Here is a 25,834-nt window from a genome sequence, read left to right on the forward strand (position 1 = left end):
CGCGCGGCGGGCGTCACGAGGACCGCCAGTGCGGGTCGTAGCCGCTGGTCAGCTTGCGCTTGTTGTGGCGCCACCTGGGCTCGTGGTTGACCAGTTCGTTGGTCACGCCGCGCAGCCGGCGGATGACGGCTCCGTACGGCTTGACGACCAGCGACGACAGGGTGCTGCCGGGAGGCTCGTCCATGAACGGCATGAACGCGTCGGGGAAGCCGGGCATCGTGCAGCCGATGCAGATGCCGCCGACGTTGGGGCAGCCGCCGATGCCGGCCATCCAGCCGCGCTTGGGCACGTTGCAGTTGACGACCGGACCCCAACAGCCCGTCTTCACCAGGCACTTGGGCGAGTTGTAGTCCTTGGCGAAGCTGCCCTGCTCGTAGTACGAGCCGCGGTCGCAGCCCTCGTGGACCGTCTTCCCGAACAGCCACTGCGGGCGCAGCATGTGGTCCAGCGGCGGCGGGGGCGCGGAACCGGCCGCGTGGTAGAGGACCCAGACCAGGGTCTCCATGAAGTTCTCGGGCTGGATCGGGCAGCCGGGCACGTTGACGATGGGCAGCCCGCCCTGCGAGGTGTAGTCCCAGCCGAGGTAGTCGGCCAGGCCCATGCAGCCGGTGGGGTTGCCGGACATGGCGTGGATGCCGCCGAAGGTGGCGCAGGTGCCGGCGGCCACCACCGCCCAGGCCTTGGGGGCCAGTTGGTCGATCCACCAGTTCAGGGGCTGCGGCTCGCCGGTCTCCGGGTCGTTGCCGAAGGACGTCCAGTAGCCGTCGCCCTCGATGATGTTCTGGTTGGGGACCGAGCCCTCGATGACGAGGATGAACGGGGCGAGGTCGCCGCGTACGGCGGCCCGGTAGGGAGCGAGGAAGTCCTCGCCGCCCAGGCTCGGGGAGAGCACCTTGTTGACCAGGTTCACCTTCGGCAGGCCCGGGATCAGACCGAGCACCAGGTCCTCGATGGAGGGCTGGTCGGCGGCGGTCAGCGACACGGTGTCGCCGTCGCAGCTCATGCCCTCGGAGATCCAGAGGATGGTGATCTCGTCGAAGCCCTTACGGTCCTCGGCGCGGTCGGGTTCCTTGCTGACCTCGGCTGTACTGCTGTTGGTTGTCATGTCACTCGGCCTCCGCTGCGGGGGTCTCGGAGTCGGTCGTGTGCCGGGCTGGTGCCGCGGCGGGAGCCGGTGCCGACGGCTCGTCCGGGGTTCCGGCGGGCTCGAGCGGTTCGAGCTCGTCGGGCCGGAAGTAGTGGAAGCGGCCGTACCAGGTGTGCAGTTCGGCCGCGGGGTCGTCGTCGAGGGTGACGGCGAGGTGCACGCTGCCGTCCACGTCGTGGAAGACGGCGGCGACCTCGGCGGTCCGGCCGGCCAGGAACATGTCCTGGGCGTCGGCGCCCCGTCCGCGGGGACGGAGCCGGACGCGGCTGCCGCCGCCGAGGGGCACGCCGTCGACGAGCACGGTGTCGGTGGTCGGGGAGAGACCGTCGTCGGCGCCCTCCTGCCACCAGGCGGGGCGTTCGGCGGTCGCCGGAGCGGTCGCGGCCGGGGCGACCGGTGCCAGGGAGCGGACGGCGCCGTGCAGCCGTTCGAAGACCTCCTGCGGCATGGTGTCGACCCGGTCGAGGATCGCGGCCGCGCGGGGGTCGGTGGCCCGCGCTTCGCGCTTCTCCTCGTCGGTCAGCAGCATCGTGCGCAGGGTGAGGATCTCGTCGATCTCGGCGGCGTCGTGCAGGTCGCCCGGGCTTTCGGGGGCGACCTGGGGGTGGTCGGGGAGGATGATCGGCGCGGACAGCAGGAGAGGCCCGGTGCCTTCGGCGTCCCCGGCTTCGCCGGCGAGGACGGGGAAGGTGAACTCGTTGCGGCACGCGCGCGCGGGTGCCGCCAGCTCCGCCGGCGGGTCGATCAGCGAGACGAACTCCACTCCGTCGCCGCCGATGAGGGTGTGCGTGGCGATGAGAGCGCGTCGCAGGGCCTCGTCACGCGCGGCCCGTCCCTCCGGTGCGGGCCCGGTGTTGGCCGTCCGGACGCGCAGCCGGCAGAGGTCGTCGGTGAGGCGCTCGGCGGTGACGGTGGTGTCGGCCCGTACCTCGTCGCGGTGCCGTACCACCCGCCCGGCGCCCGCGGGCAACGGCTCGACGTCCCTGCCGGCCGCCGCGCCCACGGGAACGGTGCGTCCCGTGTCCAGGAGCTCACGCAGGGGGACCACGACGTCGCACTCGCGCGGTACCGCCTCGTCGAAGGTCAGATGCACCGTGCCGTCGTCGGTGCGCAGCGACGCGACGGGGTGCCGGCCGCTGTCCTCCACCTGCTTGTGCTGCGTCTGGAGGTAGCGGATCCGCACGCGGACCGAGGCGTCGCCGGGCCGCCGGATCCGCAGCAGACACTCGGTCTGCTGGTACCAGGAGTCGGCGGAGCCCGACACACCGGGGACGACGGGGCCGTCCGACTCCACCCAGTCCCGGGGAAACAGCACCCCGAACTGCCATCGGACGCGGTTCTTGGCCGAGGACCGGCGGTAGGGGTAGAGGAGGTAGCCCTCGTAGAGGACGGCGTCGGCGACGGCGCTCAGCTGCTCGAAGACGTCCCGGGACCGTTCCGGCGGCTGTTCCGCCCCGCCCGTGGTGGCAGCGCACGCCCTGCCGCCCTCGACCAGTCCCTCCGCCATCGCGCCTCCTCGTCCGTGTGTGCACGCATCCCTTCCACCACGGTCACACCGCTCATCCACCCCCGCCTCCTCCGGCCCATTCGGTTGGGCTGTTCGGGGTGGGGAAGTCGTCACCTCATGGACCAGCCCATGAATCACCACCCCCGCACCACCACGAGCCCCGCCGTCACGACCCTGGCCGACCCGCTGGTCAACAAGGGCACCGCCTTCAGCCGGCGGGAGCGCGCGGAGCTCGGGCTCGACGGGCTGCTGCCGCCCGCCGTGGAGACCCTGGACGAGCAGGTCGCCCGCGCCTACGAGGCGTTCCACGGCTACGACAAGCCCCTCAACCGGCACATCTATCTGCGGCAGTTGCAGGACACCAACGAGGTCCTCTTCTACCGTCTGGTCACGGAGTACCTGGGGGAGCTGCTGCCGGTCGTCTACACGCCGACGGTGGGCGAGGCCTGTCAGCGTTTCAGCGAGATCTACCGACGTCCGCGCGGGCTGTTCCTGAGCTGGGAGGACCGGGACCGCTTCCGCGACATCCTGCGCAACCGCCCGTACCCGGACCACGACGTGGACGTCATCGTGGTCACCGACGGACAGCGCATCCTGGGGCTGGGCGACCAGGGCGTCGGCGGCATGGGCATCCCGATCGGCAAGCTCAGCCTCTACACGGCGATCGGCGGCATCCACCCGGCGCGGACGCTGCCGATCTTCCTGGACGTCGGCACGGACAACGAGGCCCTCCTGGACAACCCGCGCTACCTCGGCCGGCGTGACCGCAGGCTGACCGGCGCCGAGTACGACGAGATGATCGAGGCCTTCGTGTCGGCCGTCGAGGCGGAGCTGCCCGGCACGCTGCTCCAGTGGGAGGACTTCGCCACCGCCCACGCCCACCCGATCCTCGCCCGCTACCGCGACCGGCTGCTCACGTTCAACGACGACATCCAGGGCACCGCCGCCGTCGCGCTCGGCGCCCTGTCCACCGCGGCGGACGTGGCGGGCACCCCGCTGCCCGACCAGCGGCTGGTGATCCTGGGCGCGGGGTCGGCGGCCATCGGCGTCGCCGACATGATCCGTACGGCCATGCTCGACGGGGGGCTGCCGGAGGACGAGGCCACCGCACGGTTCTGGATCCTCGACGTCGACGGCCTGCTGGTGCGCTCCCGCGGCGAACTGACGCCGCAGCAGCGGAGGTTCGCCCGGGACGACGGCGAGGTGGCCCACTGGGACGGCACCGGCCTCGCCGAGGTGGTGCGCCGCGTCGAGCCGACGGCGCTGATCGGGCTGTCGACGGCGCACGGCGCGTTCACCGAGGAGATCGTGCGGCAGATGGCCTCGACGTGCGAACGGCCCGTCGTCTTCCCGCTCTCCAACCCCACCTCCCACTCGGAGGCGGAGCCCGCCGACCTCACCCGCTGGACCGACGGCCGGGCCCTGATCGCCACCGGCTCGCCCTTCCCGCCGCTGACGGTGGACGGGCACGAGGTGCCGGTGGCGCAGTCGAACAACGTGTACGTCTTCCCGGCCATGGGGCTCGCGGTGACCGCGAGCCGCGCCACGCGCGTCACCGACCGCATGCTCGTGGCCGCCGCGCGTGCCGTCGCCGAGTGCGCGGTGCGTGCGGCGGACGGCGAGGACGGGCCCGTGCCGCTGCTGCCGCCCCTGACCGGGATGCGGGACTCCGCCCGCGAGATCGCCCTGGCCGCGGCCCTCGCCGCCGTCGAGGACGGGGTGGCCCCGCAGGCGACGGAGGAGGAGCTGCGCGAGGCGGTCGCACAGGCGCAGTGGACACCCCGCTACGAGGCCTAGGAACCCGTCCGAGCACTCCGGGGGACGTACTGTCGGACACACGACGGTCGACCCCGGAGGCATCGGCAGCATGGACCAGCGGCAGCCCCTCGACGACGACGCGCTGGACGCGGCCGCGGACGCCTTCGAGCGCTTGCGACCGAGGCTGTTCGGTATCGCCTACCGCGTCCTGGGCAGCGTGTCCGAGGCCGAGGACGTGGTGCAGGACGTGTGGCTGCGCTGGCAGGGCGCCGACCGGGGCGCGGTGCTCGATCACGGGGCGTTCCTGGCGAAGATCACCACCCGTCTGGCGATCAATGTGGCGCAGTCGGCGCGGGTGCGCCGGGAGGCCTACGTCGGGCCATGGCTGCCCGAGCCCGTGGACACGAGCGTCGATCCGCAGGTCGGCGCGGAGCGCGGCGAGGCGCTGGAGCTGGCCGTGCTGCTGGTCCTGGAGCGGCTGAATCCGGTGGAGCGGGCGGCGTACGTGCTGCGCGAGGCGTTCGACTACGCGTACGACGAGATCGCGGGCATGCTGGAGCTGAGCCAGGCCAACACGCGGCAGATCGTCAGCCGGGCCCGCAAGCGGCTGTCCGCCGAGCGCCGGGAACCGGTCGACACGGCGCAGCACCGGCGGCTGCTCGACGCCTTCGTGGCCGCCGCGCGGCACGGTGACGTCGCCGCGCTGGAGACCGTGCTGTCGGCCGACGTCGTCGCCTACGCGGACGGCAACGGCATGCGCGGCGTGGCGCGGCTGGAGATCGTGGGGGCCGGGCGCGTGGCCAGGGTGACGGCCTTCGCCCAGAAGTTCTTCCCCGGGGCCGACTACGGCATAGTCCAGGCCAACGGACAGCCCGGTCTGCTGCTCACCCAGGGCGGGGTGGCTGTCGCCCTGGTGAGCGCCACCGTGGGGCCTGACGGCATCGACGGGCTCTACTGGGTCCTGACGCCGGACAAGCTGAGGGCGTACGGGCGGTCGGCCCGCAGGCTGACCGACCGCCCGTAGCCTCCTGGCCTCAGTGCTGCTGGAGCCACTCCTCGTAGCGGGTGGCCGCGACGTGCGCGGTCTCGTCGCCGGTGAGCACGTCGGGCATCCCCGCGAACAGGCCGGCGGTCTCGTCCCTGACGACGGTCCGGCCGTCGGGCTTCGCCGCGAGGGTGAGCTCACCGAGCCGGTCCAGGCCGTGTGTCTCGGGTCCGGCGATGTTGCGGATGCCGTTCGACGGTTCGCCCTGCGCCGCCTCGGCGACGGCTGCGGCCACTTCGGCGGAGGCGATCGGACGCAGCCGCAGGGACGGCAGGCGCACCTCGCCGCCCTCGGTGGACATGTCCAGCACCGGGGCGATGAACTCGAAGAACTGGGTGGCGCGCACGAGGCTGTAGGGCACGCCGCTGCCGCGCACGGCGTTCTCCTGGGCGACCTTGGCCTCGTAGTAGCCGTAGCCGGGCACCTGGTCCACACCCACGATGGACAGTCCGACATGGTGCCGGACGCCCGCCTCCTTCTCGGCGGCGAAGAGGTTCCGCGCCGAGCGGGTGAAGAAGTCCAGGGCCGGCTCCGCGTCGAAGGACGGCGAGTTCGACACGTCCACGACCACGTCCGCGCCCTTGAGGACCTCGGCGAGGCCCTCGCCGGTGAGCGTGTCGACGCCCGTGGTGGGGGCGGCGGCCACGGCCTCGTGTCCCCTGTCGCGCAGGAGCGTGACCACCTGCGAGCCGATGAGGCCCGTTCCGCCGACGACCACGATCTTCATCACTGTCTCCGTTCGATGAGTTGCTGACGTTGCTGACTCACCAGAGAGACAGGGCAGGGCCCGGGTCTGTGACAGCCGGCCGGGACTCAATCCGTAGGGACGGTGTCCGGCAGGCCGAGTGCGGTGGAGACATGGCGCCAGACGGAGGTGAGCGCCGAGTCGAGGGTGACCGTCGGGTCGCGCAGCATGAGGCGGATGCCGTAGCCGTCGCTCAGGGACAGCACGAGCGTGCTGAGGTCGTCGACGTCGGTCGGCGTGAACTCGCCGGAGTCGATACCGCGCCGTACCGCGTCCCCCACCCAGGCGTGCAGCTGCGCGTACAGGTCCACGGCGAAGACCCGGGTGGCCTCGTCGCGCAACGCCCTGACCCACAGTTCCTGCCAGAGCCGCCAGTCCTGGTGGAGCTGGGGGTCGGTGGGCAGCAGGTTGCGCAGGATGCGGGCCAGGATGACCGCCGCCGGGGCCGTTTCCGCGTCCCGTTCGAGGTCGACGGCCGTGTGGGCGAAGGAGTGGGTCATCGCCTCGGTGAACAGCTTCTCGCGGGTGTCGAAGTGGTAATGGAGCAGCGCCGTCGACACCCCTGCGCGCTCGGCGACCATGCGCATGCGGATCTTCTCGAAGCCGATGTCGGCGATGACCTCGCACGCCGCGGTCAGGATGCGCTCGCGCGTGTCTGCCGTGCGCACCTTGGTGGACACCCGGTGGCTCCCCTCGTTCGGTGGTCGTGGGCCATGACCATCTTCCCTCACGGCCGGCTCGCCGGTACCGGGGCCTCCTGCCGCGGTTCTTCGTCGTACGTGTGAAAGCCCCGCCCCGACTTCCGTCCCAGCAGACCGGCCTCCACCATCCGGGACAGCAACGGGGGCGGTGAGTACTGGGGCTCGCGGAACTCGGCGTACAGCGACTCGGCGATGGCGCGTGTGGTGTCCAGGCCGATCAGGTCCGTCAGGGCCAGCGGGCCGAGCGGGTGCGCGCAGCCGAGGACCATGCCCCGGTCGACGTCCTCGACGGTCGCGCTGCCCGACTCCACCATGCGGATCGCCGCCAGCAGATACGGCACGAGCAGCGCGTTCACGACGAACCCGGCCTTGTCCCGGGTCCGGACCACCTCCTTGCCGAGGGTGCCGGTCACGAACTCCTCGGCCCGTGCCGCCGTGGCGGGCGAGGTGAGCAGCGAGGGCACGAGTTCGACGAGGCGCAGGACCGGTACGGGATTGAAGAAGTGCGCTCCGACGACCCGGTCGGGGCGGGTCGTCGCGGCGGCGAGTCTGATGACCGGGATGGAGGAGGTGTTGGTCGCCAGGATCGTGTCCCCGCCGGTGATCACACGGTCGAGGCGGGTGAAGACATCGACCTTGAGGGTCTCGTTCTCGGCGACCGCCTCGATGACCAGGTCGTGGTCGTGCAGGGCTTCGAGTTCATGGCCGACGGTGATCAGGGACCCGGCCGTTTCGCGTCGTGCGCCGGTCAGTCTGCCGTGTGCGGTGGCCCGGTCCAGCGAGCGGGTGATGCGGAGGCGGCCGGTCCGTGCCGCCTCCGCGTCGCGCTCGACGACCGTGACCGGTACGCCGGCCCGTGCGCAGACCTCGGCGATGCCGGCGCCCATCAGCCCGCAGCCGACGACTCCCACGCGCTTGATGTCGGTCATCCGTATCCCTCTCTCCGGTCTGCGACGGTTCTCTGGTCCGCGACGGTGCGGGTCAGGCGCTGGGCAGGTCCAGAACTCCCGAGCCGCGCTTGATGAGTTCGTTGGCGATGATCAGCCGCTGGATCTCGGAGGTGCCCTCCCAGATCCGGTCCACGCGCAGCTCGCGGTAGAGCCGCTCGACGGCGTAGGAGCGGTCGTAGCCCCGGCCGCCGTGGATCTGGAGGCACCGGTCGATCACCCGGCCCGAGGCCTCGCTCGCCGAGAGCTTGGCGATGGCCGCCTTGGCGTGCAGGGTCTTGCGCTCCTCGGCCGAGGCCTGGTCGATCTCCCAGGCGACCTGGTGGGTGTAGGCCCGGTTGACGGCGATGTCCACCGCGCAGTCGGCGAGCATGCCCTGGATCAGCTGGTACGAGGAGATCGGCGCCCCGAACTGCTCGCGCTCCACGGCCCAGTCCCGGGACAGCTCCAGGGCCCGCTCGGCCGCACCGATGGTGCGGGCGGCGATCATCAGGCGCTCCTCGGTGAACCACGAACGCGTGATGTCGTATCCCTCGCCGATGCCGCCGAGCACGGCGTCGTCGCCGACCTGGACGTCGGTGAAGGTGAACTCGGGGTGCTCGTAGACGAAGGTGTGCATCCAGCGCGGGACCCGGGTCATCTCGATGCCGGGGGTGTCCTTGTCGACCAGGAAGAGGGTGGGTGCGCGTTCCGGCCCGGCCGCCGCGAGCACGATCATGAAGTCGGCGTGGTCGCCGACGGTCACGAACCACTTCTCGCCGTTGAGGACCCAGCCCCGGTCGTTCTTCGTCGCCGTGGTGGCGAGGTTCTGCGGGTCGGATCCGGCGCCGGGCTCGGTGACGGCGTAGCAGTCGCGCCGCTCGCTGTTGATCACCGGGACCAGGAACCGCTCACGCTGCTCGGGGGTGCAGAACCGCAGCGCGTTCGCGGGCCGCCACACCATGTCCCAAAGGGCGCCGGTGAGTCGCCCCAACTCCTCCTGCACGGTGACCTGTTCGGCGATGGTGAGCCCGGCGCCGCCCCACTCGGCGGGCATGTTGACGGCCTGGAGTCCGGCGTCGAGGACGGCGTCACGGACCTTGGCGTGGGCGTCGGCGGGGAGGCCGTTGTCCTCCTCGCACTGTGTCTCGTACGTGGCGATGAAGTCGGTGAGGGCGCGCGCGTCGGCCTTGAGCTGAACCTGGCGCGGGGTGAGGCGGAAGTCCATGGAAGTCCTCGCTGATGAACGGTGGGGAGTCAGGGCGTGGGCAGGGCAAGGGCGCGTGTGCCGCGCTTGATGAGCTCGTTGGCGATGATCAGCCGCTGGATCTCGGAGGTGCCCTCCCAGATCCGGTCGACGCGCAGCTCGCGGTACATGCGCTCGACGGGGTAGGTGCGGTCGTAGCCCCGGCCGCCGAAGATCTGGAGGCAGCGGTCGGCGACCCGGCCTGCGGCCTCGCTGGCGGCGAGCTTGGCGGTGGAGGCCTTGGCGTGCAGCGTCTTGCGGTCGGTGCCGGGCTGGTCGGCCTCCCAGGCGACCTGGTGGGTGTAGGCCCGGTTGACGGCGATGTCCACGGCGCAGTCCGCGAGCATGCCCTGGATCAGCTGGTACGAGGCGATGGGCGCTCCGAACTGCTCGCGCTCCACGGCCCAGTCACGGGCGAGTCGGAGAGCACGCTCGGCCGCGCCGACCGTACGGGCCGCGATCATCAGGCGTTCGTCGGTGAACCATTCCTTGGTGAGCTCGTAACCGTTGCCGACGCCGCCGAGCACGTCCTCGTCGGCCACGAAGACGTCGGTGAAGGTGAACTCGGGGTGCCCGTTGACCGCGGAGTGCATGAAGTGCGGGACCCGGGTCATCTCGACGCCGGGCGCGGCCCGGTCCACGAAGAACAGCGTGGGCTGCCGCTCGGGCCCGGCGTCCGCCTGCACCAGCAGGAAGTCGGCGATGTCGCCGCAGGTGACGAACCACTTCTCGCCGTTGAGCACCCAGCCGCCGTCGGTGCGGTCGGCCGTGGAGGTGCCGGAGGACGGGTCCGATCCCGCGCCCGGCTCGGTGACGGCGAACGCGTCGAACTTCTCCGCGCGGATCACGGGCAGCAGGTACTTCTCGCGCCGCCGCTCGTCGCCGTAGGCGAGCACGTTGGCGGGCCGCCAGGGAATGTCCCAGAGGCAGTTGGTGACCTTGCCGAACTCCTCCTCGACGATGACCTGGTCGAGCAGGCTGAGTCCGGCGCCGCCCCATTCGGCGGGCATGTTGATGGCGTAGACGCCGGCGTCCATGGCGGCCCGGGTCAGTTCGGTCACGAGCTGCTGCGGCAGGGGTCCGCCGGCCTGCTCGGACTGGTCCTCGTACCGCATGAGCAGCCGTGCGTAGCCGGCGGCGCGACGCTTGAGGTCGGCCTGCTCGGGGGTGTAGCGCATGTCCATGGGGCCTCTTCCGGTGGGGCGTTCGAAAACGGCTGGGTCAGGCGAGTACGGCTCGGGAGTCGAGGGCGAGCACGCCGTCGGGGCGTACGAGAAGGGGGTTGACCTCGATCTCGGCGATCTCCGGGTGGGCGGCGGCGAAGGCCGTGATCGTCTCGACGGCCTTCGCGGCGGCGGCGACGTCGACGGGTGGCTTGCCCCGCACTCCGTCGAGCAGGGCGGCGGTGCGCAGTCCGCGCAGCAGGCTCTCGGCCCGATCCGCGCGGACGGGGGCGAGGGTGAAGGCGACGTCGTGCAGTGCCTCCGCCAGCACTCCGCCCAGGCCGACCATGGCGACGGGACCGAAGCGCGGGTCCTGGTTGACGCCCACGATGAGCTCGATGCCGTCGGTCAGGTCGGCCATGGCCTCCACGGAGTAGGAGGAGGCGCCGAGCCGGGCACGCATCTCGCGGAAGGCGGCGAGCAGTTCGCCGGGCCCGGCCAGGCCGAGTGCCACTCCCCCGGCGTCGGACTTGTGCAGGAGGTGGAGGGCCTTGAGGACATACGGTCCCCCGAACTCCTCCGTGACGGCCAGGAGTTCCTCCTCGTCGTGGACCTCACGGGCGGCGGGGAAGGCGAGTCCGGCTTCCTCCAGGGCTCTGCGGGTCTCCAGGTAGCCGCTCTCGCGCAGCGGGGATGCCGGCCGGGGAAGAGGTGTGACCCCGGTGTGCCGTCCGGCGGGAGCCGTCACGGCGAGGGCGCGGGCCGCGTCCTCGGTGGCGGCGAAGACCGGTATGCCGGCGGCGGCGAGCGTGCGGCAGCTCGGGGACTCGGGGTACATCGACTGCACCACGATGGGCTTGGCGGCGGCGCGGTGCCGGGCGGCGATCACGCGTGCGGCCTCCTGTTCCCCGGCCGCGAGCGCCGCACCGCCACCGCCGAGCCCGCCGTCGGCGGCCGCGTAACCGCCGAAGTAGCCGGTCATCAGCACGGCGTCGACCTCCTCGGCCGCCAGCAGCGCGGCGACGGTCTCCGCGTACGAGCCGGGGTCCTGCTCGCCCATCCCGGCGAGGTCCACCGGGTTGGCGACGGCCGACTGTTCCCAGAGGGCTTCGCGAAGCTGTTGCCTGGTGGGCTCCCGGAGTTCGGGCACGGCCAGCCCGGCCGCCTCGACGGCGTCGGCGGCGACGACGCCGTGCCCGCCGCCGTCCGTGAGCACGGCGACCCTGTCTCCGGACGCCCGGCGTCCGCCGCTCGACGCGACCAGGGCGACGGTGAGTTCACGAGGGGTGGCGACCAGTTCCACACCGGCGGCCCGGCAGGCCGCGCTCACCACGTCGGCCGAGGTGGTGAGCGCGCCGGTGTGCGACTGCGCGCTGCGCGCGGAGGCGTCGCCGCGTCCGGCGGTGAGCAGCACGACGGGTTTCCCGGCGTCGGCGGCGGCCTCGGCGAAGGCGCGTCCGTCGCCGAAGTCCTCGGCGTAGACCGCGATGGCCCGAGTGCCTTCGTGCCGGGCGCAGTCGGCGAGCAGGTCGACGAGGGTGACGTCGGCCTGGTTGCCGAGCGACACGAACCGGGAGAAGCCGAGGCCGTGCGGGCGGAAGCGGAGCTGGAGTTCGAGGGCGAGGTTGCCGCTCTGGCTGAGCAGCGCGACACCTCCGGGGGTGAAGGTGTCGGAGGCCAGGAAGAGGTCGGTGGTGTTGTCGGCGATCCCCAGGCAGTTGGGCCCGACCATCACGGCACCGGCGGCACGGACTCGTTCGGCGACGGCCTGCTGACGTGTCCGCCCCGCGTCGCCGGTCTCGGCGAATCCGGCGGTGATGGCGACGATCGCCCGGGCCCCGCACCGCAGGGCCTCGTCGACGGCGTCCTCGAAACCGGCGGCGGGCACGGAGACGACCGCCAGGTCGACGGGTTCGCCGATCGCGCTCAGGCTGGGGGCGACGGTGCGGCCGAGCACCGTGCCGCCGCGGCGGTTGACCAGGTGCACGGGGCGCCGGCCGTCGGCACGGACGGCCTGGGCGGCGATGGCGTGGCCGTACTTGGCCGGGTCGTCGCTGGCTCCGACAACGGCGACGGAGACGGGGTCGAAGAGGGCGGAGAGGTCACGTCCCATGTCACTTCTCCAGCCGCAGCGCGGAGTTGGGGCAGGCGGCGACGGCGGCCTCTGCGGCCTCCTCGGCACCGTCCGGCACCTCGGCCGGGCGGACCTGCGCGTAGCCCCACTCGTCGAGCTCGATCAGCTCGGGTGCGGGTTCCTGGCAGAGGCCGTAGCCATGGCAGCGGGTGGAGTCCAGCAGGAGTTTCATGGCGGGTCCTTTCGGAGCGGCGGGGGCCGGGGCCGTAGAAGGGGGCGGGGTGGGGTTCAGGGCACCGGCACGGTGAAGCGGCGCCCGTCCTCGGGCGCGACGCCCGCGCAGACGGGGCAGCCGGGGCGGCGGTGGGTGTCGATCCGGTCCGGGAAGTGGGTGAGGAGGGTGCCCGCGGTACGGGCGGCGGCATCGAGCAGTCCGCAGGCCCCGCGGCCCGGCAGCTGCTCCGACCAGCGGCGCAGCTTGCCGACCGCGTCATGGCCGGCCTCGCCGCGTGCGACGGACGCCAGGGTCCTGGCCAGCGCCCCGGTGCCGGAGACACACACCCCGCACTGCCGGGCGCTCTGGGCCGCCAGGTAGGCGACGGCCTCGACGGCCACGGCGAGCGGGCAGTCGTCCGGGCCCGGGAAGTACAGTGCCCCGCAGCCGAGCGCTCCGCCGGCCGCGCGCAGCTGGTCGTGGTCCAGCGGCAGGTCCGGCCAGCCCTCGCCGTACAGACCGCCGAACAGGCCGCCCAGCAGGACCGCTTCCGCCCTGCCGTATCCGCAGAGGTCGGCGAGGACCTTCAGATGCGTACCGGCGGGCACCTCGACGAGCGCCGCGTCGGCGGTACCCGAGAGAGTCACCAGCTGCGCACCGGCGACGAGGGCCGACGCGTCGGGCCGCGTGTGCATCGCCGCGATTCGGGCCAGGGTCTCCACGTTGGCGACGAGGGTGGGCGCACCGCCGACACCGCTTTCGAAGGGGCGCGGTGGTTTCGCGGTCGGCAGGGCCGGGCCGCCGTCGATGCGTCGTACGACCGCGGTCTCCTCCCCGGCGACATAGCCGTGCTCCGTCCGTACGACGTCCAGGCGCAGGTCGAAGGGACGCTCGGCGAGCGCGCGCCGGACGGCCTGCTCGGCCAGGACGTCGGAGACGTACACATAGCCGCGTCCGGCCCGGGTCACGGCGGCCGCCAGCCGCAGTCCGTCCAGGACCGTGTGCGGCCGGTGCCGCAGCAGCCAGCGGTCCTTGACGGAGCCGGGCTCGCCCTCTTCGCCGTTGGCGACGACGACGTGCGAGCCCGGTGCGTCCCGGACGGCGCGGAGCTTGACGGCGGCGGGGAAACCGGCGCCACCGCGGCCGCGCAGCTCCGCCGCGCCGATCAGGTCGAGCAGCCGGTCGGGCGCGGGCAACGGCGCGTAGCCGCCGCCGGCGAGATAGCCGGAGAGGTCCTCGGCGGCGGAGGGCGAGGGGATGAGGACGTCTTCGGGGAGGAGGGAGAACACGCCGGTCACAGGGTGCTCCTGAGCTCGGACCGTCCCAGAGCCCCGCGAGACCTCAGCCGGACCAGCGCACGCTCCAGCTCCCGCCGTTGTGCGGCCGTGCGTTCGTAGCCGGCCCCGGGCAGGCCGATCAGCATGCGGTGGTGGTCGAGGACGACCTCACCGGCCAGCAGCGCGGCTCGCGGATCGGCCGTCCCGGATCCGGCGGCGGCTTCGACGACCAGCTCGGTGACCTCGCCGAGGTAGCGCAGCCAGCCGCGCTGTGTACCGCGCAGCACCAGCCGCTCGACCCGCCGCCGCTCGGCGGCGACGAGGGGCGACGGCGGGCGGCCGTCCGCCCGGGCCCGCAGGGCGGCCACCGCGGTGGGCAGCTCCTGTTCGGGCTCGGGCGTGAGGCCGAGCCAAACCAGACTTCGGCGAGCGCTCATGCGTGCCTCCGGGGTCGCGCCGTCCCCCGGGGGTCCGGAGACGGGGGTGGCGCGGCGATGACGTGAGTGGGGATGCTCCGGCGCCGTGGCGAGAAGGGCGGGGGAGCTGTACGGGCGGGGTGTGCCCGGGCATCCGTCGTCGGGTCCCGGCCATCCACCTGCCACGAGACTAACTAACTAATTAGTCAGCCCACAAGTCTTGACTTGCTTCCGCGGTGGTCCCAGTCTGACTAACCAATCAGTCAGCCGGATGGGCAGCTCTTGGAGCCGCACCGGCCACAGCCTCACCGCCCATCGCCGCCGCAGCGGCGCGGAGGAGGACCCCATGCACCCCTCGACCACCCGGGCAGAGACCAGCGCCTCTCCCCCGCCCCAGGCGCCGCTCGAGCACCCCGGGGAAGCGCTGCCCGCCCGCTACTACACCGATCCGGCCATCGCGAAGGCGGAGACCGACCGCATCTTCGCCAAGTCCTGGCAGCTCGTCTGCCACGAGTCCGACCTGCCGGGGCCCGGCGCCCGGCTCGCCGCCACCGCCGCCGGCCGGGAGGTCCTGGTCGTGCGGACCGAGGACGGCGGCCTCGCGGCCCACCTCAATGTCTGCCGGCACCGCGGTACCCGCCTGGTCTCCGCCCCCGAGCCGTCGGGCAAGGCGATCCGCTGCCCGTACCACGGCTGGACCTACAAACTGGACGGACGGCTGGTCGGCGCCCCCGAGGCCCGCCGGATCCCCTGTCTGGACAAGCCCGGACTCGGGCTGCACCCGGTCAATGTCGAGTCCTTCCTCGGCTTCGTCTTCGTCAACCTCGACCTCGAGGCGACGCCGCTCTCCGAGACCTGCGCCGGACTCGCCGAGGCCGTCGGGCGCTACGCGGGTCCCGGTCTCGTGCCCGTCGGCAAGCACCGCATCCACGATCTGGCCGGCGGCGAGGAGCAGAACGCCAACTGGAAGGTGATCGTCGACAACTATCTGGAGGGCTACCACGTCCCCGTGGCCCATCCCTCGCTCATGCGACTGCTCGACTACCAGGCGTACACGGTGGACGTGCGGGAGAACTACGTCCTCTTCGAGTCCCCGCTGCGCGACAAGCCCTCCTCGAACTGGACCGAGCGGCTCTACCAGCGGCTGGCGGCTCCGATGCCGGGGCTGGCCGAGGCGGACCGGCGGGTGTGGCGGTACGCCGTGATCTACCCCAACACGCTCATCGACTTCTACCCTGACCACGTGCTCGCGTGGACCGCCCTGCCCACCGCCCAGGACCGGGCGGCGATCCCCGGCGCCTTCTACACCAAGCTCGGCGAGGACGTCCGCACCCGGCTGGCCCGGCGGCTCAACATCCACATCGGCTGGGTCACCAACGACGAGGACGCCGAGCTGGTGGAACGGGTGCAGGCCGGGATGCGCACCCCCGGTTTCGAGCCGGGTCCGCTCTCGCAGCGCGAGGCCGCGGTCGGCTGGTTCGCCCGCCGGGTCCGGGAGGACCTGGAGGGGATCACCGAGTGAAGCCCTTGGTAGCAGCCGGCTCACCGCATCCGCGCGACACCGCCGTCCGGCTCCCGTCGTCCTTACCGCGCGCCTTCTGACCCGCGCGTACGCACCTCCCCAGACCGGTCTTCACTGCGGAATCAGGGCCTGAAGTGAGCCGACCAGCCGGTCCCGCCCTGGAGTTGTGCCGTTCCTCGACGGAGAGGACGCTTCATGTCCCCCGAGGCAATACCGCCGTCCCGCCGTGCCGTGCTGCGGGCGGGCGCCTGCGGCCTGCTGGGCGCCGCGGCCGGCGGCTGCGGGTTCATGCCCGCGAAGAAACCCGACGCCGACCGGCTCGCCCCGGTCGAGCCGCGCGTCGACGGTGATCTCGTCTACTTCAACTGGGCCGACTACGTCGACCCGGCCGTGTTCAAGGGCTTCGAGAAGGAGTACGGAGTCAAGGTCGTCCAGTCGAACTTCGACTCGATGGAGGGCATGGTCGCCAAGCTCAACGCCGGCAACCGCTACGACATCGTCTTCCCCTCGGCGAAATGGGCCCAGCGCTTGGTCCGCGGCGGCCGGCTGCGCCGTATCGACCACTCCCACCTCACCAACTCCCAGGCCGTGTTCGGCTCGTCCAGCTACTTCTCCGACCCCTGGTACGACCCGGGCTCCGCGCACACCGTCCCCTTCACGACGTACAAGACCGGTATCGGCTGGCGTCGCGACCGGATCGGTGAACTCGCCGACAGCTGGCGGGACCTGTGGAGCGACAGGGCCAAGGGCAAGGTCTTCCTGCTGGACGACCGCGACGAGGTGCTCGGTATGGGCGCCCTCGCGCTCGGTCTCGACGTCAGTTCCGGTGACACCGGTGACCTCGACAGGATCACCTCGCTGCTGGGCACCCTGCGACCGCGGCTGCGCGGCTTCTCCAGCGACAGCTACAACAACCTCCTCAACGGCAACGCGCTGATCCAGCAGGCGTGGAGCGGCGACATGGCCGCCATGCTCAACCAGGCCGAGGACCCTTCCGTGTTCGGCTTCCAGGCCCCCAAGGAGGGCTCGCCGATCAACTCCGACTGCTACGCCATCCCCTGGAACGCGCCCCACCCCGGCACCGCGATGCTGTTCGTCGACTACATGCTGCGGCCGGAGAACGTGAAGAGGAACATCGAGTACATCGGCTACCCGATGCCGGTCGCGGGCGCCGAGAAGGTCTACGCCGACCTGGTCGCACCCTTCCCCGAGTGCCTCGTCACCGAGGCGGACCTGAAGGCCGACCTGTTCTTCCGCAACGGCGGCCGCGCGGCGGAGGACGCCCGCGACACCGCCTGGACCCATGTGAAGGCGGGCTGAGACATGGCACTGCCGCGCCACTCCTCCCGCACCCGCCGCCGGGATGCCGACGGCACCCGCGTCTGGACCTGGCTCATGCTGCCCGGCACCATCTGGATGACGGGCTTCCTGATCGCCTCGCTGGTCCTCGTCGCCGTCCTGGCCGTCGGCACCACCGACGAACTGGGCAATCCGCGCTTCGGCTTCGACCTCGCCGGCATCCGCGCCCTCGCGGACCCCGCCTACACCGAGGTCCTGGCCCGCTCCCTCGGCTACGCGCTGCTGACCTGCCTGATCTGTCTGCTGATCGCCTATCCGGTGGCGTACACCATCGCCCTGCACGGCGGGCGGTACAAGCACGCGCTGATCGCCGCGATCGTGGTGCCGTTCTTCGCCAACTACCTGGTGCGGATGTACGGCTGGTCCGTGGTCCTCTCCGACGACGGGCCCGTGCTGCGCACCCTGCGCGCGGTGGGTCTCGCCGACGCCGGCACGAAGATCCTCAACAGCGGCTTCGGCGTGGTCGCGGGACTCGTCTACGGCTTCGTCGTCTTCATGATCATCCCGCTGTACGCGGCCCTGGAACGGCTGGACGTCTCCCTCATCGAGGCCGGCCGCGATCTGTACGGCGGCCCGGTCCGCACCTTCTTCTTCGTCACCCTGCCCGCCACCCGGCAGGGCGCGGCGGCCGGGCTCGTCCTGGTCTTCCTGCCCGCGATGGGCGACTTCGTCAGCGCACAGCTCATGGGAGGCCCGGACCAGATCATGATCGGCAACCTCATCCAGGACAAGTTCTTCCAGGGCCAGAACTGGCCGCTCGGCTCCGCCCTCACCATGCTGCTGATGCTGGTCCTGCTGATCGGGATGCTCGGCTATCTGCGCAGGACCCGCAAGGACGAGGCGGAGGCACGCCGATGACCCTGCTCCGGCTCCCCTCCCCCACCGCCCCGTCCCGTCCGGCTGCCCGCACCCGCACGCGACGGGGCCGGGCCCAGCGCAGGCCCCGTGTCCTCGTCGCGGTCACCGGGCTGTTCTTCGCGCTGCTCTATCTGCCCATCGCCGTGGTGACGCTGTTCTCCTTCAACTCCCAGAAGTCACTGACGGTGTTCGACGGGTTCAGTCTGCGCTGGTACCGCGCCTTCGCCCACGACGACGTCCTCCTCGCCTCCTTGGGCACCAGCCTGCGCGTCTCCCTGGTGGCGATGGCCGGTTCGCTCCTCCTCGGGGTGGCGCTGGCGCTCGGCCTGGTCCGGTGCCGCACCCGGCTGGGCTCGCTGGCCGGCCTGATCATGCTCGTGCCGCTGATCACGCCGGAGATCGTCACGGGCGTCGCGTCGATGCTGCTCTTCAAGGGACTGGGCGTGCCCCTGTCCACCGGCACGGTGATGCTCGCCGAGATCACCTTCTCCATCTCGTACGTCACGGTCGTCCTCCGCTCGCGGGTCGCCTCGCTGAACCCGGAGGTGGAGGAGGCCGCGATGGACCTCGGGGCCACCCGGTGGCAGGCGGTCCGGCTGGTGACCCTGCCCGCGCTGCTGCCCGCCGTGCTGGCCAGTGCCGTGCTGATCTTCGCGCTGGTCTTCGACGACTTCGTGCTCGCCTACTTCACCACCGGCGTCGACCCGCTGCCGCTGTCGGTGCGGATCTACTCGGCGATCCGCTTCGGGGTGCAGCCCACCATCAACGCGGTCGGCACCCTGATGCTCGCGGGATCCATCGCCCTGATCGCCCTGGCCCTGTTCATCCCGCGCCTCTTCGGCCGCCGCGGCGGCCTCGACCTCTTCTCCGGGAAGTGATCCATGGACGCGACCCCCGCCGTCCGGCTCGACGGCGTCTCCAAGCAGTTCACCGACTCCTACGCCGTCCACCAGCTCGATCTCGACATCGAGGCCGGCCACTTCTTCTCCCTGCTGGGCCCGTCCGGCTGCGGCAAGACCACCACGCTGCGCATGATCGGCGGGTTCAGCGACCCCACCGAGGGATCGGTGCTGCTCGGCGGTGAGGACGTGACCGCGCTGCCGCCGAACAGGCGCAACGTCAACACGGTCTTCCAGAGCTATGCGCTCTTCGACCATCTGAGCATCGCCGACAACGTGGGCTTCGGTCTCAAGCGCAAGGGCGTCGCCAGGGCGGAGATCCGGCGGCGGGTCGGCGAGATGCTGGAGCTGGTCCAGCTCGCCGGGCTGGCCGGCCGCAAGCCCGGCACGCTCTCCGGCGGTCAGCGGCAGCGCGTCGCGCTGGCCCGCGCGCTGGTCAACCGTCCGGCCGTCCTGCTCCTCGACGAGCCACTGGCCGCCCTCGACCTGAAGCTGCGCAGGCAGATGCAGGTCGAGCTGAAGCAGATCCAGCGCGAGGTCGGCATCACCTTCGTCTTCGTCACCCACGACCAGGACGAGGCGCTGACCATGTCCGACCGGATCGCCGTGATGAACGGGGGCCGCATCGAGCAGTGCGGCACCCCCGAGGACATCTACGAGCACCCCGCCACCGGCTTCGTCGCCTCCTTCATGGGGACCTCCAACCTGATGACCGGCACCTACCGGGGCGGTGAGGTGACGCTGGAGAAGGGCCCCGCGCTGCCCGTCGGCCCCCGTTCCGAGATCGCGGACGGCACCGCCGTCAGCGTGTCCGTACGTCCCGAGAAGATCTGGCTGTCGGACTTCGAGCCCGGTATGTCGATGCTGAGCGGCGTCATCCGCGAGACCGTCTACAGCGGCCCGACCACGACGTACCTGATCGAACTCGCGCCCGGCGTCACGCTGTCGGTGCTGGAGCAGAACACGGCCCGTGCGCGCATGGAGGACCGCTGGTGCGGCGGCGAGACGGTGGAGTTCGGCTGGCGGCCCGAGCACTGTCTGGTGCTGGCCTGAGCGTCCCGACATCTCTGACGAAAGCGAACCCATGCATCACGACGTGATCGTGCTGGGTGCCGGGTTGGCGGGGCTCTCCGCCGCCCGGGACCTGGCCGCCGCCGGCACCGACGTGCTCGTCCTGGAGGCCCGCGACCGGGTCGGCGGCCGGGTCGAGCAGACCCGCACGCCCGACGGCCGTACCGTCCAGCTGGGCGGTGAGGTCGTCGGCCGCGGGCACACCGCCTATCTCCGGCTCGCCGAGGAGCTGGGCCTGAAGCTGGTTCCCAGCTATGTCGTCGAACCCGGCCGCATGACCCGGGCCACCCCGGAGGGCCGCTCGGCCGGTGACCCGCCGCACTGGTTCGGCCCCGGCGACACGGCCCTGCACCAGCGCCTGAGCTCCGAGTTCAGCGCCCTGGCCGCCTCCGTCGACCCCGACAATCCCTGGTCGCATCCGGACGCGACCGACCTGGACCGGCTGTCGGTCGCCGGCTGGCTGCGCTCCCGGCAGGCCACGCCCGCAGTGGTACGCCTGTGGGACATCGGCCAACTCGCCCTGGCCGGCGGCTCCTACGAGCGGATCTCCCTGCTGGCGGCGCTGCGCAAGAGCGCGGCGGTCCCCGGGCCGGGCACGGGCGACTACGACTACGAGGACTGGGAGGGACTGCGGCTCGCCGACGGCTCGGCGACGCTCGCCGAGGTCATGGGCCGCGAGCTGGGAGCGCGTATCCGGCTCGGCTCCCCCGTCGCCGCCCTGGACATCCGCCCGGACCGCGGCACCGTGCGCCTGGTCACCGGCGAGCTCCTCACGGCGAACGCCGTGGTGAGCGCCCTCCCGGTGGGCCCGCTGCGGTCCGTCGCGATCAGCGGGGTCAGCGAGGCCAGGCTCGCCGCCCTGCACCGCCAACGTCACGCGGTGGCCGCGAAGTTCGCCGCCGTATACGACCGTCCCTTCTGGCGAGAGGCCGATCTCAACGGACTGTCCGAGTCCGAGGGCGTGCTGGGCAGCACCTGGCCGCAGAACGAGGGCGTCCTGTCGGCCCTGATCCCACCCGAGCGCTACGGCGTCCTGCTCGGCACCCCGCCCCAGCTCCGCACGCCCGAACTGCTCGCCGAGATGGCCGGCATGTTCGGCGACGAGGCGCTCCGCCCGGCCTCCTGCCATCTGCGGCTGTGGGGCACCGACCCGTGGACCCAGGGCTATGTCACCCAGTGGCCGCCGGGCGAGGTCATGGCGGTCGGCCCGCTGCACGGCACCCATGAACCGCCGTTCTACGTCTGTGGCTCCGACCAGTGGGTCGCCGGATACATGGAGGGCGCCGTCCGCACCGGCCGCGCCGCCGCCGAGGAGGCACTGCGCCGTGGATGACAACGACCGTCTGAACCACATCGGCGGCAAGGAGGTACCGGCCGCCTCCGGCGCCACCCTGCGGCTGATCGACCCGGCCACCGGACTCCCGCACGGCACGGCCCCGCTCTCCGGCCCCGAGGACGTGGACGCGGCCTGCCGGGCGGCCGAAGACGCCTTTCCCGGCTGGTCGGTGACGACTCCGGCGCAGCGGCAGGAGACGCTGCTGCGGATCGCCGACGCGCTGGAGCGGGACGCCGGTGCGGTGGCGAACGCCGAGGTGGCCGACACGGGCAAGCCGCGCGCACTGTTCCTGGGCGACGAACTGCCCGCGATCGTCGATGTGTTGCGGTACTTCGCGGGCGCCGCCCGTAACCTGCCGGGCGCGGCGGCCGCCGAGTACACGCCGGGCCGTACCTCCGTGCTGCGCCGTGAGCCGGTCGGCGTCTGTGCCCAGATCACCCCGTGGAACTATCCGCTGATGATGGCCGTGTGGAAGATCGCCCCGGCGCTCGCCGCCGGCAACACGGTCGTCCTGAAGCCGTCCGACACCACACCGTCCTCGGCCGTGCTCCTGGCCCGGCTGGCCACCGAGCAGCTGCCGCCCGGCGTGCTCAACGTCGTGTGCGGCGACCGCGACACCGGGCGGTCCCTCGTCGGCCACCCCGACGTGCGGCTGGTGGCCGTCACGGGCAGTGTCCGCGCGGGGCAGGAGATCGCCGCCGCCGCGGCCACGGACCTGAAGCGGCTGCACCTGGAACTCGGCGGCAACGCCCCGGTGCTGATCCACGCGGACGCCGATCTCGACGACGCGGTGGAGCAGTTGTCGTCGCTGTCGTTCTACAACGCGGGGCAGGACTGCACGGCCGCGACCAGGATCCTGGTCGACCGGCGGATCCACGACGGCTTCCTGGCCCGCTTCGCCGAACGGGCAACCGGCCTGCGGCCCGGAGCGCCGGACGACGAGCGGGCCGCGTTCGGCCCGCTCGCCAATGCCGCGCAACTAGCCCATGTACGCGGCCTGTTGGACAGGCTCCCGGACCACGCCGAGATCGTCGCCGGTGGCACGGCCCTGCCCCGCTCCGGCTACTTCCACCAGGCCACGGTGGTCGCCGGGGCCCGGCAGGAGGACGAGATCGTACGGAGCGAGGTGTTCGGCCCGGTCGTCACCGTTCAGCCCTTCGCCGACGAGTCCGAGGCCTTCCGCCTGGCCAACGGCGTGCCCCAGGGACTCGCCGCGAGCGTCTGGACTCGCGACCACGACCGGGCCATGCGGGCGAGCCGCGCACTGCGGACCGGCATCGTCTGGGTCAACACCCATGGCACGACGGTGTCGGAGATGCCGCACGGCGGCGTGCGGCACTCCGGGTACGGCAGCGATCTCTCGCTCACCGGTCTGCTCGACTACACACAGGTCAAGCACGTGATGCTGTGACCGAGGAGAGGTCGATCGCCCGGTCGACGTCCTGCGGCCGCAAGACTCGCAGGATGCCCTCCAGCAGGTAGTAGTCGGCGTACGGGAGGGAGATCTCGACGCCGTCCTCGTTCGGGCGGTGGCGGGTACAGCGGGCCACCACCGCCTCCGCGCGGGCCGAGTTGCGCGTCAGGCACGTCTTCGAGAGGGCGGTGAGCAGCCGTAACGCCACCTCGCGATAGGCCTGTCGGCCGGTGGCGGCGGACAGGTCGAGGAGGCCGCAGGCCGTGATCGCTCCGGCCGACGCGTCCTTGATGTCGTGGGGCTGCTGCGGAGCGCGGTAATCCCACACCGGGACGTGGTCCGGGGTCAGCGCTCCGATCGCGAAGTCCGCGAGCTCGCGGGCGGTGGCCAGGAAGTCCCGGTTCCCGGTCCTCCGGTACATCGTGGTGAATCCGTACAGGCCCCACGCCTGCCCGCGCGACCAGCACGACGTGGGGCTGTACCCCTGCACGGTGTCCGGGCCGAGCGGCGCGCCGCTCCTCGGGTCGAAGTCGTAGACGTGCGGGGTCGATCCGTCCGGGCGCGGGAAGAACCGCCGGGTCGTCCTCGCGTGCTCCACGGCGATGTCCAGGTACTTCGCGTCGCCGGTCTGGCGGCTCGCGAACGCCAGCAGGTCGAGGTTCATCATCGTGTCGATGATCACCCGGCCGGCGTTCTTCTCGTCGTTCAGCGCGCCCCACGCTCTGATGAAACGGCCCTGCGGGTTGTACCGCTGGATCAGGGAGTCGGCCGCCCGCAAGGCGCCCGCCCGCCAGGCTTCCTCGCCCGTCAGCCGCCAGGCGGTGACCCAGGACGGGTAGAAGAGGAAGCCGAGGTCGTGGGTGCCGGTGTCGTACTGGCGCGGGGCCAGCTTCCGGGCCGAGGCCGCCGCCAGCGTACGGAAGGCCTCGTCCTTGCTGTGGAGCCATGCCATCCACAGCGTGCCCGGCCAGAACCCGCCGACCCAGTCGCCGCTCTGTGAGTAGGTCCACTTCTCGAACTTCGTGCCGACGGGGAAGGCGGTCACGGTCGGTGCGACGGCGTGGAGCTTCTCGACGGCGTAGTCGGCGGCCGCGCGGAGCGTGCGCAGGGTCGGTGCCGGGGTCTTGTCGGAGGTCGTCGCCGCGGCCGGTGTCGCGGTTGCGCCGGTCGCCACGGCACCGGCCGCCGTGGCCAGCACCGTACGTCGGGAAACACTCATACTGGTCCTCCAGAAAGCTCAGCGGTGACAGCTGGTCAGGCCCGGGCGCCAGGCGCAGGCGATGCCGGCGAAGCCCCCGTTGGCCACGACGTCCACGGCGAGCGTGTCGCCGCCGCGCAGTACCTGACGCCTCTGGACAAGACCCCCGGTACCGTCCTCGATCGTCTCGACCAGCCAGCGTCCCGGACCGATGGTCAGCGGAACCTCGGCCCTGCGGGCGGCGCCGGCGTACACCCCGCCCAGGAACCAGCGGTCGCCGCCGCGGCGGGCGAGCACGGCTTCCTGTCCTGGACGCCCGGCGAGCAGCCGGGTGTCGTCCCAGGCCGCGGGGACCTGGTCGAAGTAGTCCCGGGCGAGCGGCCGGGCGTCGTACGACTCGGGGGTGCCTGCGAACATCTGCAGGCCCGACTCGTAGGCGACGCTGAGGCCGACCTCGGCGGCGTCGGAGTTGGGGCGCAGGGCGACGCGCTGGAAGGCGCCGGGGGTGAAGTCCATGGAGCCGATGACGTTGCGGGTGAAGGGCAGGGTGGTGAGGTGGGCGGCGGTGTTGGTGCGCTTCTCCTCGCCCGCGACGCCCTCCAGGGTCATGACGTGCGGCCAGGTGCGCTGGATGCCCTTGGGGATCGTGGAGCCGTGGAAGTTGACCAGGAGGTGGTGGGCGGCGGTCTCCGGGAGGATCGCGTCGTACCAGCGGAGCGTGGACTGCGCCTCCGAGTCCATGAAGTCGATCTTGACGCCCTTGACGCCCCAGCGTTCCAGGGTGGGCAGCCACCGGGCGCGTTCCTCGGCCGTGTCGAGGTCGCGCTGGTGGATCCAGACGATGATGCCGACGCCCTTGGCGCGCGCGTAGTCGACGAGTTCGGGCATCCAGCTGTTGGTCTGCCAGTCCGGGTCGGTGGTGTCCCAGGCGTCGGCCTTGAAGTACCAGCCCGCGTCGACGGCCTCGTAGGGCCAGCCGCGTTCGGCGGCGTAGTCGACGTAGGCCTTCTGCGCGGCGAGGCTCTGCCCGGCCGGGCGGCCGCCGGCGAGCCAGGTCCACAGGGCGGTGCCGGGCTTGATCCAGGAGGTGTCGCCGGCCTTGGAGGCGGGGGCGAGGTCGTCGGTGAAGGTGGAGCGGGTGACGGTGGCGAGGTCGCCGGTGACCATGGCCCGCCAGGGGGTGGTGAGGGGGCCGTCGGTGCGGACCCGGTCGTCGGCGAGCTTGACGCGGTAGGCGCCGGTGCCCTGGTCGTGGGCGAGCCGGGCGCCGGAGTAGGCGCCGGTGAGGTCGGACTCGGCGAGCAGGGTGTAGCCGCCGTCGGTCGCGAACAGCGCCTGGTCCGAGTACTCGCCGGTGGGGGCGGTGGCGGCCGTGTACCGGACGAACTGGCCCTCGTTGTCGGCCCGGTAGGTGCCCAGCCACGCGCTCGCGTCCGGCGGCAGGTGGAAGGCGGAGGTCTCGCCGAGCACGTCGCCGGACGCGGCGGGCAGGACGTAGCGGTAGGCGACGCCGTCGGCGGAGGCCCGGACCAGGAGGTCGAGCCGGGCGCCCCTGGGGGTGGCGAACGACAGCCGGGTCTCGTTCATGCGGACCCGGCGGTCCAGTCGTTTGCCGGACTTGGTGCGGTACCGCTCGTCGATCGTCCGGCTCTTGCGGTGCAGGAAGCGCAAGTCCTGGGAGAGATCGGCCTGTTCGGTGACGATGCCGACGGGCGACGGCTCGATGACCGTACGCCCGGCCCGGGTCACGGACAGGCTCAGCGTGCCGGTGCTCTCGTCCAGGGAGATCCGTGCGCGGGGTGCGTGTGTGGAGGCGGAGGCGGACACCGCCCAGGTGTGCTCCTGCTTCTCGGCCCGTGCGGGGACGGTCGTGAGGAGTGTGGCCGCGAGGCCGGTGCACAGCGCGGCGACCGCGGTTCTGATCGGAACGGCCATGGAACCCTCCGAGGTGTGTGGGC

Annotated in this window: 22 protein-coding genes; 9 read left to right on the forward strand and 13 right to left on the reverse strand. The window is 72.0% G+C overall.

Going from position 1 to position 25,834, the window contains the following annotated elements; all coding sequences use genetic code 11:
• Window positions 1-13 precede the first annotated feature (13 nt).
• Together ACIBK5_RS01860 and ACIBK5_RS01865 are read right to left on the reverse strand one after the other, a co-directional pair.
• A complete protein-coding gene (locus tag ACIBK5_RS01860; protein WP_399015118.1) occupies window positions 14-1,105 on the reverse strand; it encodes a hydrogenase expression protein HypE in 1,092 nt (363 codons plus the stop codon).
• A gap of 1 nt (window position 1,106) precedes the next feature.
• Complete coding sequence (locus ACIBK5_RS01865; RefSeq protein ID WP_399015119.1) at window positions 1,107-2,654, reverse strand: hypothetical protein; 1,548 nt, start codon at window positions 2,652-2,654, stop codon at window positions 1,107-1,109.
• A 117-nt stretch (window positions 2,655-2,771) separates the two neighbouring features.
• Here ACIBK5_RS01865 and ACIBK5_RS01870 point away from each other — a divergent pair, with 117 nt between their 5' ends.
• On the forward strand, window positions 2,772-4,451 hold the full coding sequence (locus tag ACIBK5_RS01870; protein WP_399015121.1) for an NAD-dependent malic enzyme: 1,680 nt from the start codon (window positions 2,772-2,774) through the stop codon (window positions 4,449-4,451).
• Window positions 4,452-4,521: 70 nt separating this feature from the next.
• Entirely contained in the window at window positions 4,522-5,436 is a 915-nt protein-coding gene (gene sigJ, locus ACIBK5_RS01875; protein ID WP_399015123.1) for an RNA polymerase sigma factor SigJ, read from the forward strand.
• Between the two features lie 10 nt (window positions 5,437-5,446).
• Here the strand turns inward: sigJ and ACIBK5_RS01880 are convergent, their stop codons facing one another.
• From ACIBK5_RS01880 to ACIBK5_RS01920, 9 genes are all read right to left on the reverse strand, one after another.
• A complete protein-coding gene (locus tag ACIBK5_RS01880; protein WP_399015124.1) occupies window positions 5,447-6,184 on the reverse strand; it encodes an SDR family oxidoreductase in 738 nt (245 codons plus the stop codon).
• 86 nt (window positions 6,185-6,270) lie between these two features.
• The gene (locus ACIBK5_RS01885) at window positions 6,271-6,882 is read right to left on the reverse strand and encodes a TetR/AcrR family transcriptional regulator (protein ID WP_399015126.1); all 612 of its coding nucleotides are present in this window, start codon (window positions 6,880-6,882) and stop codon (window positions 6,271-6,273) included.
• Between the two features lie 47 nt (window positions 6,883-6,929).
• Window positions 6,930-7,832, reverse strand: a complete 903-nt coding sequence (locus tag ACIBK5_RS01890) for a 3-hydroxybutyryl-CoA dehydrogenase (RefSeq protein WP_399015128.1) — start codon at window positions 7,830-7,832, stop codon at window positions 6,930-6,932.
• 52 nt (window positions 7,833-7,884) lie between these two features.
• Window positions 7,885-9,057 (reverse strand): acyl-CoA dehydrogenase family protein, encoded by a 1,173-nt coding sequence (locus tag ACIBK5_RS01895; RefSeq protein WP_399015130.1) that lies wholly within the window; start codon window positions 9,055-9,057, stop codon window positions 7,885-7,887.
• Window positions 9,058-9,086: 29 nt separating this feature from the next.
• The gene (locus tag ACIBK5_RS01900; RefSeq protein WP_399015133.1) at window positions 9,087-10,259 is read right to left on the reverse strand and encodes an acyl-CoA dehydrogenase family protein; all 1,173 of its coding nucleotides are present in this window, start codon (window positions 10,257-10,259) and stop codon (window positions 9,087-9,089) included.
• Between the two features lie 37 nt (window positions 10,260-10,296).
• Window positions 10,297-12,351 carry an acetate--CoA ligase family protein gene (locus ACIBK5_RS01905; protein WP_399015135.1) on the reverse strand — a complete coding sequence of 685 codons (2,055 nt, stop codon included), beginning with the start codon at window positions 12,349-12,351 and terminating at the stop codon, window positions 10,297-10,299.
• A gap of 1 nt (window position 12,352) precedes the next feature.
• Window positions 12,353-12,544, reverse strand: a complete 192-nt coding sequence (locus tag ACIBK5_RS01910; RefSeq protein WP_399015137.1) for a ferredoxin — start codon at window positions 12,542-12,544, stop codon at window positions 12,353-12,355.
• 56 nt (window positions 12,545-12,600) lie between these two features.
• On the reverse strand, window positions 12,601-13,824 hold the full coding sequence (locus ACIBK5_RS01915; protein ID WP_399015139.1) for an NADH-ubiquinone oxidoreductase-F iron-sulfur binding region domain-containing protein: 1,224 nt from the start codon (window positions 13,822-13,824) through the stop codon (window positions 12,601-12,603).
• Window positions 13,821-14,240 (reverse strand): hypothetical protein, encoded by a 420-nt coding sequence (locus ACIBK5_RS01920; protein WP_399015141.1) that lies wholly within the window; start codon window positions 14,238-14,240, stop codon window positions 13,821-13,823. The genes ACIBK5_RS01915 and ACIBK5_RS01920 overlap by 4 nt, the downstream gene beginning before the upstream one ends.
• A gap of 325 nt (window positions 14,241-14,565) precedes the next feature.
• Between ACIBK5_RS01920 and ACIBK5_RS01925 the strand changes: the two genes are divergently transcribed.
• The 7 genes from ACIBK5_RS01925 (at window position 14,566) to ACIBK5_RS01955 (ending at window position 22,675) form a co-directional block, all read left to right on the forward strand.
• Entirely contained in the window at window positions 14,566-15,741 is a 1,176-nt protein-coding gene (locus ACIBK5_RS01925; protein WP_399015143.1) for an aromatic ring-hydroxylating dioxygenase subunit alpha, read from the forward strand.
• A gap of 195 nt (window positions 15,742-15,936) precedes the next feature.
• Entirely contained in the window at window positions 15,937-17,061 is a 1,125-nt protein-coding gene (locus ACIBK5_RS01930; RefSeq protein ID WP_399015144.1) for a spermidine/putrescine ABC transporter substrate-binding protein, read from the forward strand.
• Between the two features lie 3 nt (window positions 17,062-17,064).
• The gene (locus tag ACIBK5_RS01935; protein ID WP_399015146.1) at window positions 17,065-17,958 is read left to right on the forward strand and encodes an ABC transporter permease; all 894 of its coding nucleotides are present in this window, start codon (window positions 17,065-17,067) and stop codon (window positions 17,956-17,958) included.
• Complete coding sequence (locus ACIBK5_RS01940; RefSeq protein WP_399015148.1) at window positions 17,955-18,836, forward strand: ABC transporter permease; 882 nt, start codon at window positions 17,955-17,957, stop codon at window positions 18,834-18,836. Before ACIBK5_RS01935 ends, ACIBK5_RS01940 begins: the two co-directional genes overlap by 4 nt.
• Before the next feature lie 3 nt (window positions 18,837-18,839).
• Window positions 18,840-19,910, forward strand: a complete 1,071-nt coding sequence (locus tag ACIBK5_RS01945) for an ABC transporter ATP-binding protein (protein ID WP_399015150.1) — start codon at window positions 18,840-18,842, stop codon at window positions 19,908-19,910.
• 31 nt (window positions 19,911-19,941) lie between these two features.
• Window positions 19,942-21,261: a flavin monoamine oxidase family protein gene (locus ACIBK5_RS01950; RefSeq protein ID WP_399015152.1), complete on the forward strand. Its 1,320-nt coding sequence runs from the start codon at window positions 19,942-19,944 to the stop codon at window positions 21,259-21,261.
• Window positions 21,254-22,675, forward strand: a complete 1,422-nt coding sequence (locus tag ACIBK5_RS01955; protein ID WP_399015154.1) for an aminobutyraldehyde dehydrogenase — start codon at window positions 21,254-21,256, stop codon at window positions 22,673-22,675. The genes ACIBK5_RS01950 and ACIBK5_RS01955 overlap by 8 nt, the downstream gene beginning before the upstream one ends.
• On the opposite strand, the gene ACIBK5_RS01960 is transcribed toward ACIBK5_RS01955, so the two are convergent.
• Together ACIBK5_RS01960 and ACIBK5_RS01965 are read right to left on the reverse strand one after the other, a co-directional pair.
• Window positions 22,656-23,897 (reverse strand): glycoside hydrolase family 88 protein, encoded by a 1,242-nt coding sequence (locus tag ACIBK5_RS01960; RefSeq protein WP_399015155.1) that lies wholly within the window; start codon window positions 23,895-23,897, stop codon window positions 22,656-22,658. The two genes, ACIBK5_RS01955 and ACIBK5_RS01960, sit on opposite strands and share 20 nt — an antisense overlap.
• Window positions 23,898-23,915: 18 nt before the next feature.
• Window positions 23,916-25,811, reverse strand: coding sequence for a glycoside hydrolase family 97 catalytic domain-containing protein (locus tag ACIBK5_RS01965; RefSeq protein ID WP_399015157.1), 1,896 nt, complete (start codon window positions 25,809-25,811; stop codon window positions 23,916-23,918).
• Window positions 25,812-25,834 lie beyond the last annotated feature (23 nt).

This window comes from Streptomyces sp. NPDC050546 (assembly GCF_044457425.1).
Classification (GTDB): domain Bacteria; phylum Actinomycetota; class Actinomycetes; order Streptomycetales; family Streptomycetaceae; genus Streptomyces.